The 17,619-nt window shown below is 45.9% G+C and carries 4 protein-coding genes; 3 read left to right on the forward strand and 1 reads right to left on the reverse strand.

What is annotated here, in order from left to right:
* Complete coding sequence (locus J4N42_RS06970; RefSeq protein WP_252030703.1) at positions 1-1,305, reverse strand: TolC family outer membrane protein; 1,305 nt, start codon at positions 1,303-1,305, stop codon at positions 1-3.
* Between the two features lie 415 nt (positions 1,306-1,720).
* Here J4N42_RS06970 and J4N42_RS06975 point away from each other — a divergent pair, with 415 nt between their 5' ends.
* The 3 genes from J4N42_RS06975 to J4N42_RS06985 are packed head-to-tail and all read left to right on the forward strand — an operon-like array spanning position 1,721 to position 17,592.
* Positions 1,721-4,642 carry an Ig-like domain-containing protein gene (locus J4N42_RS06975; protein ID WP_252030704.1) on the forward strand — a complete coding sequence of 974 codons (2,922 nt, stop codon included), beginning with the start codon at positions 1,721-1,723 and terminating at the stop codon, positions 4,640-4,642.
* Between the two features lie 16 nt (positions 4,643-4,658).
* A complete protein-coding gene (locus J4N42_RS06980; RefSeq protein ID WP_252030705.1) occupies positions 4,659-5,072 on the forward strand; it encodes a hypothetical protein in 414 nt (137 codons plus the stop codon).
* Entirely contained in the window at positions 5,056-17,592 is a 12,537-nt protein-coding gene (locus tag J4N42_RS06985; RefSeq protein ID WP_252030852.1) for an Ig-like domain-containing protein, read from the forward strand. The genes J4N42_RS06980 and J4N42_RS06985 overlap by 17 nt, the downstream gene beginning before the upstream one ends.
* The last annotated feature ends 27 nt before the right edge of the window (positions 17,593-17,619 follow it).

Consider the following 17,619-nt stretch of genomic DNA (forward strand, 5'->3'; position numbering starts at 1 on the left):
TTAGTACTCCACCTCTTTGTTCCATTCTTCTGGCGTATCGACGCGCAGCGACTCTAACAAACTACCTGTCGCATTCATCACACGATACTTAGCGTACTGTTCAGAATATTTGGCATCTAAATAGCCTTTACGAGCTTCGAACAGTTCATTTTCGGTGTTGAGTAGATCGAGTAGAGTTCGTTTACCTAGTTTGTATTGCTTTTCATATGCGATAACCGTGTCTGATGCCGAGTCTACGTGGTCAGCCAAAAACTCTTTTTGTTGAACGGTTAGGTCCAAAGCGCTCCAAGATAATCTCAGTCCTTCTTCAACCGTACGGTAAGTTCTGTCTCTCAGGTCTTTTGCTTTGTTAAGTTGGTATGCAAAACTTTCCGCACGATCTGAGTCTGAACCGCCGTTATAGAGGTTATATCTCATACGAAGCATCGCTGTGGTTTCATCACTGCCACCTTCGATGCCTCCAGCATCATCACGCCACGTCTGAGCTGCCTCAATAGAGAAAGTAGGGTAGTTGACCCCTTTTGATTGTTTATATTGGAACTTAGCTGAATCGACATCTGCTTGCGCGATTTTGATTACAGGGTGGTGGCTGAATGCTTGGTTAAGAGCATCATCCACGGTGAATGGAATCATGTTTTGATCAGCTCGTGGGAAGATTAACCCTTGAGGAGACTGGCCAACAATTCTTTTGAACTGAGTGTGAACATCGTAAAGGTTGTTCTGCGCAGCGAGAAGGTTACCGTGTGCTTTAGCGATACGCGCTTCAACTTGAGACATATCCGCGGTTGAACCAATACCTGAATCTACTCGCCTTTTGATGTCTTTGTATATCTCTTTGTGTATCGCGAGGTTACTCTCGGAAAGTGCTAAGACTTCATACGCTTTAGTGGCGTCTAGATAAATCTTGGTGACTTCCAGTGCAATATCTTGAGCGTCTGATAGCAATTGAAAGCGAACTGATTCAGCGTCTGCCGACGTACGATCCATATCGTTTAGCGTTGCAGAGCCATCCCAAAGAAGTTGAGTCAGAGTGATAGTTGCTTCTTTACGAGTGAGCTCATTTTCGGTACCGGAAGCGAGGTCGACCGCTTCATAACCAATTCCTGCGTCTAAGTCTATACTTGGTAAGTATGCGCCACCTGATGCATCTGCTAAGTAGGATTTACTTACAAACTCATTAAAAGATGCTTTGATTTCAGGGTTTGTTTTTAACGTGTGCGCTACAGCTTGTTCTAGGGTTTGGCTGTGAGCAGGAAAACTCAAAGCTACAAGGCAGCTTAGTGTTTTCAGTCTATTCCAGTTCACTCTGTCTCTCCTTGGACAAATTCTTTAGAGGGTGATACTACGAGATTGCTTGTCTCATTATTGAGATGAAGGTATCGAAATCGTCAATAAAGTAACACAGAAAAATAAAAACACTAATTAGTTTGTACCAGAATTTGTAACGCAATCGTTAACGGAATTCTGTGTTGTTTATTGAGTTCATTTAGAGCAAATTTAATACTTTGGATGAAAATACATCAGAATTACGTGATCTTGCTTCATGGAATAGTTGTGATCAGTGTCATTTAGTGGAGTGAATTTGTTGCTGTCAGGTTACAGATTTCTTCTGTTTGACATTCGAAAATGATAAGTTATCACTAGGATTAATGATAATTAATGAATTGCCAAGAAATTGACATAGTTCTTTAGTGGCAGTTCACATAGGTTAGAGGCTCATATGGGATTTGGTGCTCTTATCGCTGCAGGCAACTTAGCAGCAGGACAAGTAATGGTTATTGATGTAAATGGTAACCTGAAAGTACTAGAGGAAGGTCAGGCACTTCAGCCTGGTGAGGTGCTGCTAAATGCGGATGGAACATTCGACGCGGACACTCAACCAGATATAACCGTTCAGCTTGCTGATGATAATGGTATTCCTCAAGACATCACTGATGAAGTCGACGATATTCTTGCGGCGTTAGAGCAAGGGGAAGACCCGACTCAGCTTGGAGATGAATTTGCAACTGCCGCAGGTACTTCGTCTGGCTCAAGTCTTACCGACTCTGCTAGTGTTGCTAGAGATGGCACCGAAACCATAGCCGAAACTGATTTCGCGACCCAAGGACTAGAAAGACTTGGCTTATCGCAAACTCAAAGTTTAACCCTACTGGAGCAGTACCAACAATATTCCCCGGTCTTTGTGGATGCAGCGACCAATGAACTCGGCAGCGAACTTGGAATCGATACGGACGAAGATATTCCTTTAACAGGGCAACTCCTTGCTACTGACTCCAATAATGACTCTTTAATATTTAGTGCTTTGGAAGGCCCAGAGAACGGTGTACTAACTCTTGACCCCGATGGTTCATGGGTTTACACACCTGATGCCAATTACAATGGTTCCGATAGCTTTACTGCTCAAGTAAGCGACGGTACGGGATTTACCGATACCATAACCATCCAAATTACCGTTAACCCTGTTAATGACGCCCCTGTCTTAGTCGATGAGAATAGTATACCTACTGGCGAAGAAGAGTCGGTGACCACGAAGGAAGATTCTTCAGTTAGTGGAAAAGTCCAAGCAGAGGATGTTGATGGAGATGAACTGACTTACGCGATCTCAACACAACCTCTAAATGGTACTGTCTTATTAGATGGAGCGGGGAATTGGGAATACACGCCGAACGAAGAATACAATGGCTCAGATCAATTTGATATTCAGGTAAGTGACGGTAACGGTGGATTTGATACGGTAACTGTCAATGTTGATGTATTACCTGTCGCTGAACTTACCGTAGTCCCGCAAGATCCTGTTGTTGAAGCCGATAACGCTTACCTTGGTTTTACAATCAACTTAGATCAAGCAGTTACTGAAAATGTAGCGCTTGAACTAACGCTTGGCTCCGATAGCGATACTGCTACAAAAGGTGTCGACTACCTTGATGGCCTCTTTGTCGAAGATGGCAATGGTGGTTATAGACCTATCACAGATAGCGATCTCGAAATAGTATCGGGAGAGACACAGCTAAGCATCTATGTTCAGGTCATAGATGATAAGTTGCTCGAAAACTCTGAAAGTATTTCCTTATCCGTCACAAGCCCTAGTGAGTACCTTGAGAATAGTGAAGCAACAGGGGCAAATACTATTGTTGATGAGTCGGAGCCTGCGGCCGAAGACACCGTCTACGCCCAAATCTCGGTGGATGAAGCCAGCATTGAAGAAGGCGGTGCACTGACGTACACCGTCACGCTGGTTGATGCAGCGGGTAATGCGCTGAGTGATTTACCAAACAACACGTCTGTGGAAGTCGAACTCAACTGGAGCGGCGCTGCGTCTTTAGGTGACGATACCAATTCGTTACCGAACTCAGTGCTCGTGGGTAGCAGTGGTACCGCAAGTTTTGTGGTGCAAACCACCGATGACTTCTTAAATGAAGGCAGTGAAGAGCTTAGCATTGCTTTAGGTGAAGTAGCGGACAATAACAGCAGCTTTGAAGCGGTCGATGCGTTATCTGGCAGTGACTCTGCATCGAGCCAAATTGTTGATGAAGCCGTTCAAGGTGAAGAAGATACTGTCTACGCACAAATCTCGGTGGATGAATCCAGCATCGAAGAAGGCGGTGCACTGACGTACACCGTCACGCTGGTTGATGCGGAGGGTAATGCGCTGACTGATTTACCAAACAACACGTCAGTGGAAGTTGAACTCAACTGGAGTGGCGCTGCGTCTTTAGGTGATGACACCACTACGTTACCAAACTCAGTGCTCGTGGGCAGCAGCGGTACGGCAAGTTTCGTCGTTCAAACTACCGATGACTTCTTAAATGAAGGCAGTGAAGAGCTTAGCGTGTCATTGGGTGAAGTAGCGGATAATAACAGCAGCTTCGAAGCGGTCGATGCGTTATCTGGCAGTGACTCTGCATCGAGCCAAATTGTTGATGAAGCCGTTCAAGGTGAAGAAGATACTGTCTACGCACAAATCTCGGTGGATGAATCCAGCATCGAAGAAGGCGGTGCACTGACGTACACCGTCACTCTGGTTGATGCAGCGGGCAATGCGCTGACGGATTTACCAAACAACACGTCTGTGGAAGTTGAACTCAACTGGAGTGGCGCTGCGTCTTTAGGTGACGACACCAATCCGTTACCGACCTCAGTGCTCGTCGGCAGCAGCGGTACAGCAAGCTTCGTCGCTCAAACTACCGATGACTTCTTAAATGAAGGCAGTGAAGAGCTTAGCGTGTCATTGGGTGAAGTAGCAGATAATAACAGCAGCTTCGAAACGGTCGATGCGTTATCTGGTAGCGATTCTGCATCAAGCCAAATTGTGGATGAAGCCGTTCAAGGTGAAGAAGACACCGTCTACGCACAAATTACCGTGGATGAGTCACGTATTGATGAAGGTGGTGAGCTGACTTACACCGTGACACTAGTCGATGCCGACGGAAACCCACTGACGGACTTACCAAGTGATACTTCTATCGACGTAGCGCTTGATTGGAAAGGCAAAGCGTCGCGTGGTGACGATACTGAAACATTACCAGACAGCATCACCATCAATTCTACAGGTGAAGCGCAGTTTACTGTGCAGACTGTCGATGATTACCTCAACGAAGGTACCGAGAAGCTTAAAGTCGAAATTACGATGTTGATGATGTGAAAACAGCTTTGAAGCGGTGGATGCACTGGATGGTGCAGACAAAGTCAAAGTGAAGATCGACGATGAAGATACGCTTGGCACAGAAGATACTGTCTACGCCCAAATCTCCGTGGATGAAGCCAGCATTGAAGAAGGCGGTGCACTGACGTACACCGTCACGTTGGTTGATGCAGCGGGTAATACGCTGACGGATTTACCAAACAACACCTCAGTGGAAGTTGAACTCAACTGGAGTGGTGCGGCTTCTTTAGGTGACGATACCAATACGTTACCGAGCTCAGTGCTCGTCGGCAGCAGCGGTACGGCAAGTTTTGTGGTTCAAACCACTGATGACTTCTTAAACGAAGGCAGTGAAGAGCTTAGCGTTGCTTTAGGTGAAGTAGCGGACAATAACAGCAGCTTCGAAGCGGTCGATGCGTTTATCTGGTAGCGATTCTGCATCAAGCCAAATTGTGGATGAAGCCGTTCAAGGTGAAGAAGACACCGTCTACGCACAAATTACCGTGGATGAGTCACGTATTGATGAAGGCGGTGAATTGACTTACACGGTGACACTAGTCGATGCCGACGGAAATCCACTGACTGACTTACCAAGTGATACTTCTATTGACGTAGCGCTCGATTGGAAAGGCAAAGCGTCGCGTGGTGACGATACTGAAGCATTACCAGACAGCATCACCATCAATTCTACAGGTGAAGCGCAGTTTACTGTGCAGACTGTCGATGATTACCTCAACGAAGGTACCGAGAAGCTCAAAGTCGAAATTACCGATGTTGATGATGTGAATAACAGCTTTGAAGCGGTGGATGCACTGGATGGTGCAGACAAAGTCAAAGTGAAGATCGACGATGAAGATACGCAGGGCACAGAAGACACTGTCTACGCCCAAATTTCGGTGGATGAAGCCAGCATTGAAGAAGGCGGTGCACTGACTTACACCGTCACGCTGGTTGATGCAGCGGGCAATGCGCTGACGGATTTACCAAACAACACGTCTGTGGAAGTTGAACTCAACTGGAGTGGCGCTGCGTCTTTAGGTGACGACACCAATCCGTTACCGACCTCAGTGCTCGTCGGCAGCAGCGGTACAGCAAGCTTCGTCGCTCAAACTACCGATGACTTCTTAAATGAAGGCAGTGAAGAGCTTAGCGTGTCATTGGGTGAAGTAGCAGATAATAACAGCAGCTTCGAAACGGTCGATGCGTTATCTGGTAGCGATTCTGCATCAAGCCAAATTGTGGATGAAGCCGTTCAAGGTGAAGAAGACACCGTCTACGCACAAATTACCGTGGATGAGTCACGTATTGATGAAGGTGGTGAGCTGACTTACACCGTGACACTAGTCGATGCCGACGGAAACCCACTGACTGACTTACCAAGTGATACTTCTATCGACGTAGCGCTTGATTGGAAAGGCAAAGCGTCGCGTGGTGACGATACTGAAACATTACCAGACAGCATCACCATCAATTCTACAGGTGAAGCGCAGTTTACTGTGCAGACTGTCGATGATTACCTCAACGAAGGTACCGAGAAGCTTAAAGTCGAAATTACCGATGTTGATGATGTGAATAACAGCTTTGAAGCGGTGGATGCACTGGATGGTGCAGACAAAGTCAAAGTGAAGATCGACGATGAAGATACGCTTGGCACAGAAGATACTGTCTACGCCCAAATCTCCGTGGATGAAGCCAGCATTGAAGAAGGCGGTGCACTGACGTACACCGTCACGTTGGTTGATGCAGCGGGTAATACGCTGACGGATTTACCAAACAACACCTCAGTGGAAGTTGAACTCAACTGGAGTGGTGCGGCTTCTTTAGGTGACGATACCAATACGTTACCGAGCTCAGTGCTCGTCGGCAGCAGCGGTACGGCAAGTTTTGTGGTTCAAACCACTGATGACTTCTTAAACGAAGGCAGTGAAGAGCTTAGCGTTGCTTTAGGTGAAGTAGCGGACAATAACAGCAGCTTCGAAGCGGTCGATGCGTTATCTGGTAGCGATTCTGCATCAAGCCAAATTGTGGATGAAGCCGTTCAAGGTGAAGAAGACACCGTCTACGCACAAATTACCGTGGATGAGTCACGTATTGATGAAGGCGGTGAATTGACTTACACGGTGACACTAGTCGATGCCGACGGAAATCCACTGACTGACTTACCAAGTGATACTTCTATTGACGTAGCGCTCGATTGGAAAGGCAAAGCGTCGCGTGGTGACGATACTGAAGCATTACCAGACAGCATCACCATCAATTCTACAGGTGAAGCGCAGTTTACTGTGCAGACTGTCGATGATTACCTCAACGAAGGTACCGAGAAGCTCAAAGTCGAAATTACCGATGTTGATGATGTGAATAACAGCTTTGAAGCGGTGGATGCACTGGATGGTGCAGACAAAGTCAAAGTGAAGATCGACGATGAAGATACGCAGGGCACAGAAGACACTGTCTACGCCCAAATTTCGGTGGATGAAGCCAGCATTGAAGAAGGCGGTGCACTGACTTACACCGTCACGCTGGTTGATGCAGCGGGCAATGCGCTGACGGATTTACCAAACAACACGTCTGTGGAAGTCGAACTCAACTGGAGTGGTGCTGCGTCTTTAGGTGACGACACCAATCCGTTACCGAACTCAGTGCTCGTGGGTAGCAGTGGTACGGCAAGTTTTGTGGTTCAAACCACCGATGACTTCTTAAACGAAGGCAGTGAAGAGCTTAGCGTTGCTTTAGGTGAAATAGCGGACAATAACAGCAGCTTCGAAGCGGTCGATGCGTTATCTGGTAGCGATTCTGCATCAAGCCAAATTGTGGATGAAGCCGTTCAAGGTGAAGAAGACACCGTCTACGCACAAATTACCGTGGATGAGTCACGCATTGATGAGGGCGGTGAACTGACTTACACCGTGACACTTGTTGATGCCGACGGAAATCGACTGACTGACTTACCAAATGACACCTCTATCGACGTAGCGCTCGATTGGAAAGGCAAGGCCTCGCGTGGTGACGATACTGAAGCATTACCAGACAGCATCACCATCGACGCTACAGGTGAAGCGCAGTTTACTGTGCAGACTGTCGATGATTACCTCAACGAAGGTACCGAGAAGCTTAAAGTCGAAATTACCGATGTTGATGATGTGAATAACAGCTTTGAAGCGGTGGATGCACTGGATGGTGCAGACAAAGTCAAAGTGAAGATCGACGATGAAGATACGCAGGGCACAGAAGATACTGTCTACGCCCAAATCTCCGTGGATGAAGCCAGCATTGAAGAAGGCGGTGCACTGACTTACACCGTCACTCTGGTTGATGCAGCGGGCAATGCGCTGACGGATTTACCAAACAACACGTCTGTGGAAGTTGAACTCAACTGGAGTGGTGCGGCGTCTTTAGGTAATGACACCAACCCGTTACCGACCTCAGTGCTCGTCGGCAGCAGTGGTACAGCAAGCTTCGTCGTTCAAACTACCGATGACTTCTTAAACGAAGGTAGTGAAGATCTTAGCGTCACGTTGGGTGAAGTAGCGGACAATAACAGCAGCTTCGAAGCGGTTGATGCGTTATCTGGTAGCGACTCTGCATCGAGCCAAATTATTGATGAAGCCGTTCAAGGTGAAGAAGACACCGTCTACGCACAAATTACCGTGGATGAGTCACGCATTGATGAAGGCGGTGAGTTGACTTACACGGTGACACTAGTCGATGCCGACGGAAATCCACTGACTGACTTACCAAGTGATACTTCTATTGACGTAGCGCTTGATTGGAAAGGCAAAGCGTCGCGTGGTGACGATACTGAAGCATTACCAGACAGCATCACCATCAATTCTACAGGTGAAGCGCAGTTTACTGTGCAGACTGTCGATGATTACCTCAACGAAGGTACCGAGAAGCTTAAAGTTGAAATTACCGATGTTGATGATGTGAATAACAGCTTTGAAGCGGTGGATGCACTGGATGGTGCAGACAAAGTCAAAGTGAAGATCGACGATGAAGATACGCAGGGCACAGAAGATACTGTTTACGCCCAAATCTCGGTGGATGAAGCCAGCATTGAAGAAGGCGGTGCACTGACGTACACCGTCACGTTGGTTGATGCAGCGGGTAATGCGCTGACGGATTTACCAAACAACGCGTCAGTGGAAGTCGAACTCAACTGGAGTGGTGCGGCTTCTTTAGGTGACGACACCAATCCGTTACCGAGCTCAGTGCTCGTCGGCAGCAGCGGTACGGCAAGTTTCGTGGTTCAAACTACCGATGACTTCTTAAACGAAGGCAGTGAAGAGCTTAGCGTCACGCTGGGTGAAGTTGCGGACAATAACAGCAGCTTCGAAGCGGTTGATGCGTTATCTGGTAGCGATTCTGCATCAAGCCAAATTGTGGATGAAACCGTTCAAGGTGAAGAAGACACCGTCTACGCACAAATTACCGTGGATGAGTCACGCGTTGATGAAGGCGGTGAGCTGACTTACACCGTGACACTAGTTGATGCCGACGGAAACCCACTGACTGACTTACCAAGTGATACTTCTATCGACGTAGCGCTCGATTGGAAAGGTAAAGCCTCGCGTGGTGACGATACTGAAGCATTACCAGACAGCATCACCATCAATTCTACAGGTGAAGCGCAGTTTACCGTGCAGACTGTGGATGACTACCTCAACGAAGGTACCGAGAAGCTTAAAGTTGAAATTACCGATGTTGATGATGTGAATAACAGCTTTGAAGCGGTGGATGCGCTGGAAGGTGCAGACAAAGTCAAAGTGAAGATCGACGATGAAGACGTGGCGGACGTAGTCACGGTATCGCTGTCTGGACCTTCGATAGTGCTAGAAGGTGAAACAACAGATCAATTTGAAGTGACGCTAGATCAGTTTGCTCCTGAAGGTAGTGTGGTTACGTTAGCATACACGTATACGAATGCAGATGATGAAGACATTACTGAAGTTCACACCGCTACGGTTGGGGCTGATGGTGTAACTGCCACGTTCACTATAGATACCATCAATAATGATGTGTACGAAGAAAATGAATCTTTTGAAGTGTCTGTTGTATCCGTTACAGCTCCTGAAACAGATGAGAATGTATTTGAGGCGATTGATGTTTCAAGTGCCAAACAATCGGTAGTGATTGATGACAGACATGATAACCCGCCCGAATCAGAAGACTTTACGGTTGGTGTTGCTGGCAATGGGCGCACGCAAGTTATCTTCGATAGTGCGGATGAAAGCCTAGATCATATTTCAGACAATGAAGATGATGCGACTGGAGCACAAGTCGGTGTAGTCATCACTGAGCTACCTGAATCTGGTACGTTGTTTTACAAAGGCGTAGCTATTACAGCCGCTGATTTGTATAGCGAAGGTGATGATGATACTCAGTACACAGTGTTTGATCCGAACTTCATCGAATATCAAGCGGACTCCAACTCTGAGGGCTTCTCTTTAGGACTAAATAGCCAAGTGGAGGTCTCTCCACTTGGTGAGGAAGATCAAAACCCAAGTCAGACTGACTTCTATAACTGGGGTGAGAAAGTAGATAGCCATACTCGCGAGTTGGAGCTAGATAACGGTGACATTGTCACGATATCAAGCCCTGATGGTAGACTTGTGCAATACCGTGGAGATGAAAATGAAGGTCATGTAGGGCATGGTATTGGGGTCCAAAACAATAAGGGAATAAATAGTGATGAGACGCTGTCGATCGAGTTTTCAAGTCGTCCAGCTGATTCTGTCACTTTAGGCCTAGACGGTTTGGGTGCTTTTTTCTACGAAGGCACGAACAACGGATTTGAGTCTAGTGTCCAAATTACGGTGTTCTTCGAAGGTGGTAGCGAGACATTTGAATACCAAAAAGAAAGTCCTGGTGATGCCAATCTGTTACACGAAATTGTTATCCCTTCAGACGACTTCGAGTTGCCAGATGGTGCTGAAATCACTCGAGTAGATGTCTCAACCGTTGGTAAAGGCAACTGGGAACTACGTTATTTGGAAACTGATAATAACGACTCTTTCGACTACCGTGCTATTGATGCCGACGGTAACGTGAGCGAAGAATCGACCGTCACGATTGATGAGCAAAACCAAGCTCCAGTGGCAGTCGATGATCCTGTTGGTTTCCAAGTAAGCTTAGGTTCATTTAACAATGGCTCTTGGGATACTGATGGTGCATCTATTAGTGCTAGTTACCAGGATGAATCCAGAGATATCACGGAGCAAGGCGTTAAGCGCGGCGTGAGTGGTCATGAAAACGGTGGTGTTGCTGCTCAAATTCAGTACAACCGTGAAGATGGTGAATCAGAAAAATTCGAGATACAACTAGATAAGCCCGCGACTAAGTTTTCGTTCGAAGTCTCCAACCTTTTCCTAAACGAAGGTGGTTCAGGTAATGATGAACAAGGTATGTGGGTTGCGTATTTGGATGGTGTCCCTGTATCCAGCGGTTCATTTGTTGCTAATCAAGGAAGTAATAAAGGTAGTTACGATATCGACTTAGACGGTACGGCTTTCGACAGTATCGTATTTGAAGCGATTGAATTTGATAATGTTCCTGCAAGAGGAAACGATTCATCAGATTATTTCCTAACAGGCTTCGAAGCATCTAATGAAGAAGGCGCTTACGCGGTTAATCAAGGTGGCGTACTTGCTATACCTGTTGATGAACTGCTAGCTAACGATACGGATGCAGATGGAGATTCGTTGCGTATCACTTTCGTATATGGCGAACAAAACGGCGAAGCTTATATCGAAGACGGGATAGTGTATTTCGATTTGGACGATTCGTTTGTTGGTACCACAGAGTTTAGCTACCAAATTACCGATGATAAAGGTGGTTTCAGTGAAGCGTCAGTTGATGTGATTGTAAACCCTCTACCAACCTCTCCTGATGTAAGTGGAATTGAATTGCTGTCCAACAGTGTTCAAGAAGGTGAATCTCTGGCCTATAAAGTTTCTCTAGATGGCGGAGCATTAGTTGAAACTAGATATCCTTTGGAGCTTGGTTCTAGCCTGATTGATTCTGCTGGCGAACAGGATGTAGACCTTTCTCAAATCGTGTTCACCAATGGTGTGAAATACGACGAATCAACTAAAGAGGTAGTTGTTCCAGTTGGAGTATCGGACTTTACGGTATTAATCCCAACTGTGGAGGATGGTATTTACGAAAATACCGAGACGTTCACCATTGTAGTTGATGGGCATAGTAAGTCTGGCTCTATAGAGAATATAGATATTCCAACTATTGAAGTTCAAAACTCCTCAGATGTTAGTGAAGGTAGTAGTGCAGTCTTCGACGTGACTTTATCCAAAGACACAGAAGTACCTGTCACTATCAATGTTACGGTAGTTCATGGTTCCACTGATGCACAAGATTTGGGTAATACTGAGGTACAGCACTTCCTTAATGGCAGTTGGACCAAGTTACCGATAGAGAATAATGGGGATGTCGTCATTCCTGCTGGCATTACAGAACTACGAGTTGTTGTAGAGACAGTAGACGATAGCGGAGCGCCTATTTATGAAGGCGTCGAAGATTTCTCGATTGTGGCTACTGGTGTCGTTGGTGTTCAGGGACAAGATACAGGTACGGCTATTGTTAAAGATGATGGTAGCATCGACCCTGATGGTAACGGGCCTGAACGCGCTGATGACGACAGACCGTTGGTTGAGGCGATTGAGGATATTAGAGTTGAAGAAGGCCAAGTTGCCGTGTTTGACGTTCAAATTTCGAACCCAAGTTTGTCGTCTACGATAGTTAATCTATCTTTGGCTGAGCATTCAGCGACTTCACCAGAAGACTTTAATTCCGCTACTGTTCAGGTCGTAATTGATGGCGTGGCGGAAACATTGCCTGTGGTTAACGGCCAGTTTGACGTTGAACTACCGCCACAGGTTACTTCCTTTGAGGTTCACGTAGTAACAAGCGATGACTCAGTTATGGATGATGGTGAACGCTTTACACTTTCAGCTTCTACTGCTCATCAAACGGCAATGGTTACTGGTGTTGCAACCATTGTTGATAACGAGAAGCCGACCATCGATCTTGATGGAAGTGAGTATCAGTTTGAGTTTGTTAGCGAAAGCGCAGGTTACGACAATGTGTTTGGCTACTATGTGTGGGATGAAGCGTCTCAAACCCAAGAGCTTCATGTGTTGCTAGAAAACTCGCACGACGTGTCAGAGCCGAATCTGGGCACAATCAACTCATTGGATAATGTAGGGTATTTCTTGATCCCTAATGGCGCATCGCTTATCAGTGGCTCAAGCAAACTGGAGGTTAACTCAGACGGTAAACTAGTTGTTGACTCGGTTGTTAAAAACGTCGAAGTGTTTACCAGCCATGATGAAGAAGGTCAGATTCGTATTTCAGCTGACGAACACGGCGACACCATTATTGGCTTCGACGATCAAAGAGGTATTGCACAGGATGACAATGACTTCAATGATTTAGTGATCAAGCTAAGTAAAGTTGATACGAGTGATAGTTTTGAAACTCACTATGAAGAAGGTGATGCCGGTGTCTCTATTGCAGCTGCGAATGCTGATATCTTTGATGATAAAGACTCAATTTCTTCGCTGACCATATCGCTTACCAACAAACAGGAAGCAGATAGTCTTTCTTGGGATAATACACTCGGTTTTGATGTTCAAGTAACTGAAGACAGCGGTTCCATTACGTTAGTGATTACGCATCAAACCGAAAGTGAAGTATCAGCATCAGGTTTTGAAGCTTTCCTTAACTCGGTGACGTTTAGTAACAACAGTGATAGTCCATCAGAGCAGCCTAGAGAAATCGAGGTGAGTGTTGTTGATGGGAATGGGCTTCCATCTAACACCGCGACTTCAACTATCAATGTAAATGGTGTTGACGACATCATCGTGACAGAGTCCTCTGTTGGTGCAGAAGATAGCAAGATTGAGGTTTCTGTTGAGCTTCCTGATAGCTCGTCTGTGAGCCAGTTGCTCGTCGCTTCAATCCCTTCTGGAGCTAAATTATTCCTTAACGGTGCAGAAGTCCCAGTTTCTCAAGGTGAAGCTACTATTTCGTTCAGCAACGGCGACAAATTAGAAGTTCAACCACCAGAAGATAGCGATGAAGATTTCGGACTTATCGTCCAAGGCCTTGATTCAGATGGTTCAGAAGTTGAGACTGCTCAGGTTGTAAATGTAGAAGTGACACCTGTTGCGGACATGCCATCCCTATCAATTTCAGATCCTACGGTAATTTCGTCAAATGACTTTGAGCATATCGATTTGGGAAGACGCTCGTGGCGCGGCAATGTATCTGAAGATGAGTTAACTGATGGTGCAGTTGGTGATTGGGGCACAGAAAATGCGAGTTCACGTGTAGAAGTAGGTAGAGAAGGTGTCTATTTAGGTAGAGATGCCGACGACCGACAAAATAAGCTGTTTGAGATCGAAGGCGGCAGAAACGATACCACTTTATCAACTGAATTTACTGGGCAGGGTGGCTCTTTCTACACTATTTCATTTGATATTGCTGCACGAAGAGTCGGCTCTTCTCCAGTCACGTTATTGCTCGTCGATTCCGAAGGGAATGAAACTACTGTCTACGATTATGAAAACCAAGTCCGAGAATGGTCGACAGAGACGGTTACCTTTGAAGTTCCTGAAGATGGTGATTACAAACTGGTATTCCAATCATCTCAGAGCGATACCTATGGCGCGTTGCTGGATAATATTGAACTTACTGAAGTTGATAATTACGGCTATGAAGATACGTTTATTAACTTAAGTGATCTTGTCATTGGGGCGTCTAAAGATACCGATGGTTCAGAAGAACTGTCGGTGATACTTGAAGGGTTACCAGAAGGTTCTATCGTCCGTACTGTTGGTGAAGAAGACATTGTCGTTGGCGCTGATGGTGCTGCGGATATCTCTGATTGGTCTGACTTCGTCAACTTACAAGTGCTAATCGAAGAGCCTGGGGATTATCCGGTTACCGTTACAGTGACTTCAACCGAAACGGATACGAATTACGATGTACCTAGTGCGGAAGTCAGCAATGTCATTAATGTTACTGTATTGCCAGTGGCTGTGGCTCCAGATGCGCTGAGCAAAGAGATTAGTGGAGATGAAGATACCGCTATTATCCTGAGCTTGGATGACTTTGGGGTTACTGATGTGGCAAGCCAAGTAACACTTCAGTCACCATTAGATAATGGTGTATTACAACTCAAAGATGGTGACAGCTGGGTAGACATTACGGCAGAGCAAACAATTGACGCCACAGTGATTCGCTCGGGAGAGTTAAGGTTCGTACCAGAACTTAATGAATCTGGGACTAACGAATACAATTCTGACGGCTCTGGTGACCAGTTGAATGACTACGTCGTTATCGATTTTACCGTAAGTAAAGATGGTGTTTCATCTGATGTGAAACAGCTTACTATTGATGTTACGCCGATAGCAGACGACCCCGTTGTTTCTATAGAGCTCGGACAATTAGAAACAAGCTATGTAGCACCTGAGTTCTCAACTGATCGCGATTCTATTATTGATGACTTCAACAATGGTGGAGTGCTGGATGTAGATGGTGACCTATACCGAGGTAAACACGAAGTAGGCGCAGGTGAATCTAGTGACTTGTATGTAGCTCAAGACACCTATCCAGGCGCTCCGGGAACGCCAGACGCTGCACATCAAGTAACATATACTGGGACGTATAACGGTTCGGATGTATTCGTTGGTGGTGGCTTAAACGACACTTTCCACGGTGCACAGACTTCTTTAGACCCAACAAACGCAATTGACACGGTGATTTACGAAGGTTCTATAGATAACTTTGAGATAACTTGGTTTGATAAAGCAGGCGGTGGTTATTGGCAGGTCGTTGATAAGACGCAAACTGAAACCAAGAGTGACAATGTCACACCTATTAACCAAGGTGATCACCTGTACTTTATTGAACAGATTGTTTTTTCTGACGCTATCATTCAACTGGACAATGAGAACCACGAGTATTCAGTTGCTACTGAGCAGAGAGTTACTGTCACTATCGATGTTTCATTGTCCGATACGGATGACAGTGAACAGCTTGATGGCCAAAGTGTTGTAGTGTCAGGTATCCCTGAAGGCCTATCGCTGTTCGTCGGTGGTGTGCTGATTTCACCGACGAGCACTGCTAATGGGTTAAATAGTTATCTCATTCCAGTTGCGTTGGATGTGAGTAAGTCGGGCACAATAGACGATGCCTATATTTCGATTCCACCTGACTACGCTGGCAGCCTTGATTTGAACGTAACAGTGACTGCGGTTGCAAACGAAGTCGTTGATGGACAAATCGTTGATAGTGCTTCGAATAGTGCTTCAGATAGCGCTAGCTTACGCGGTTACTCTTCTACCACTGGTGAAGCCGGAGATGATGTAATTGCCACTGCAGGTGATCACGATGTGATTATTGGCGATGTAAGTGGACTGCAGGTCATACCGGGCGAAGATTATAATATAGCGTTCGTGTTTGATACCTCTGGAAGTATGCATCAAACGATTACCCCTGCGAAAGCAGAACTGCAATCCGCATTTGATCAATTGTTCGATGCAACTCAGGGTGCCAACTCAGGTACGGTCAATGTACTGCTTACTGAATTTGGCTCAGAAGCATCTCGCGTCATTTCAATAGACCTGTCGGAGCCTAATCCTAAATTGGCGTTTGCTAATGCATTGAGCTCCATCGAAGATGATTATTGGGGAATGACAAACTACGAAGCAGGCTTTGAATCAGCGGTCGAATGGTTCAATAGTGTGTCGTCAGATAGTGCGACAAACCACAGTTTCTTTATTACGGATGGGTACCCTAATAGAGCTGTTGAAAACGATTTAGAGGCGGCAGAGTTCTCCAGTTTTTGGCTGTACGTTGATAAATCTACAGGTTCTGTTGAGTCTCTAGGTGATGTACTAGGTGATAACTTTGATATCGGTTCACTACAAAATAGTCCAATCACACGTGATGGAAATAATGTGGTGGTCTACGATGATGGTGAAGCTTTAGTCTATTCGCCATACACTGGTGAATTGTTAGGAACATTATCCGTAGATGGTTCTTCACTTGAGTTTGAAGATAGCAACTCAGAATCTGAAAATGTGACAGTTCAAGCTCAGCATATGTATCAAGTGCTTGCCAATATGTCGACGGTACAAGCTATCGGTATTGGTAGTGGCGTGGATGCTAATACACTCAAAGCATTTGACACGGATGGTGTAGTTGATCAGAACATCAATGTAGATCAATTGGCGGAAGCAATATGGGGCCATACTCAGGACGTTGATGCTGGTAAGGACACGATAGCTGCGGGTGCTGGCGAGGATGTTATATTCGGAGACAACGTTCAGTTCGATGGTATTGCAGGGCAAGGTATACCGGCTCTTCAAAGTTATGTCTCACAGCAGCTAGGCAAAGAATTAGCAGATGTTGATACAGAAACTATCCATAACTATGTTCGCGATAATGCCGAGTCTATAAGTAATGCATTAGTATCTAATCCAGCCAGCCAAACTGGTGATAAGGATGATGTTATATCAGGTGAGGCTGGTAACGACATCTTATTCGGACAAGAAGGCGATGATACGTTAATTGGTGGTATCGGTAACGATATATTGATTGGTGGAGACGGTGACGACATCTTTAAATGGGTAGATGGAGATCAATTCTCAACTCATGAAGATGTGGTTGCAGACTTTACTAAGGGCGAAGACCGAATCGATATCTCTGAGTTAGTTGATGTTGATGGTGGTGAAACTATGGAAGACTTGCTTAACAGTATCGACATCACCGTTGAAGATGACGATCTGAAATTGACCATGGAACATGGTGGGGAAACGCAGGTCATTGTTCTTCAGGATGCGGCGAGCCAGTTTGATAGTTTGCCGCAAGATAGTGCAGCATCGGTGGACTTCTTGAAAAACTTTATCGTGTCGCAAGACACCTAGAGATTAAGCGTTGATAAACAAAAAGGG

This window comes from Vibrio sp. SCSIO 43135 (assembly GCF_023716665.1).
Classification (GTDB): Bacteria; Pseudomonadota; Gammaproteobacteria; order Enterobacterales; family Vibrionaceae; genus Vibrio; species Vibrio paucivorans.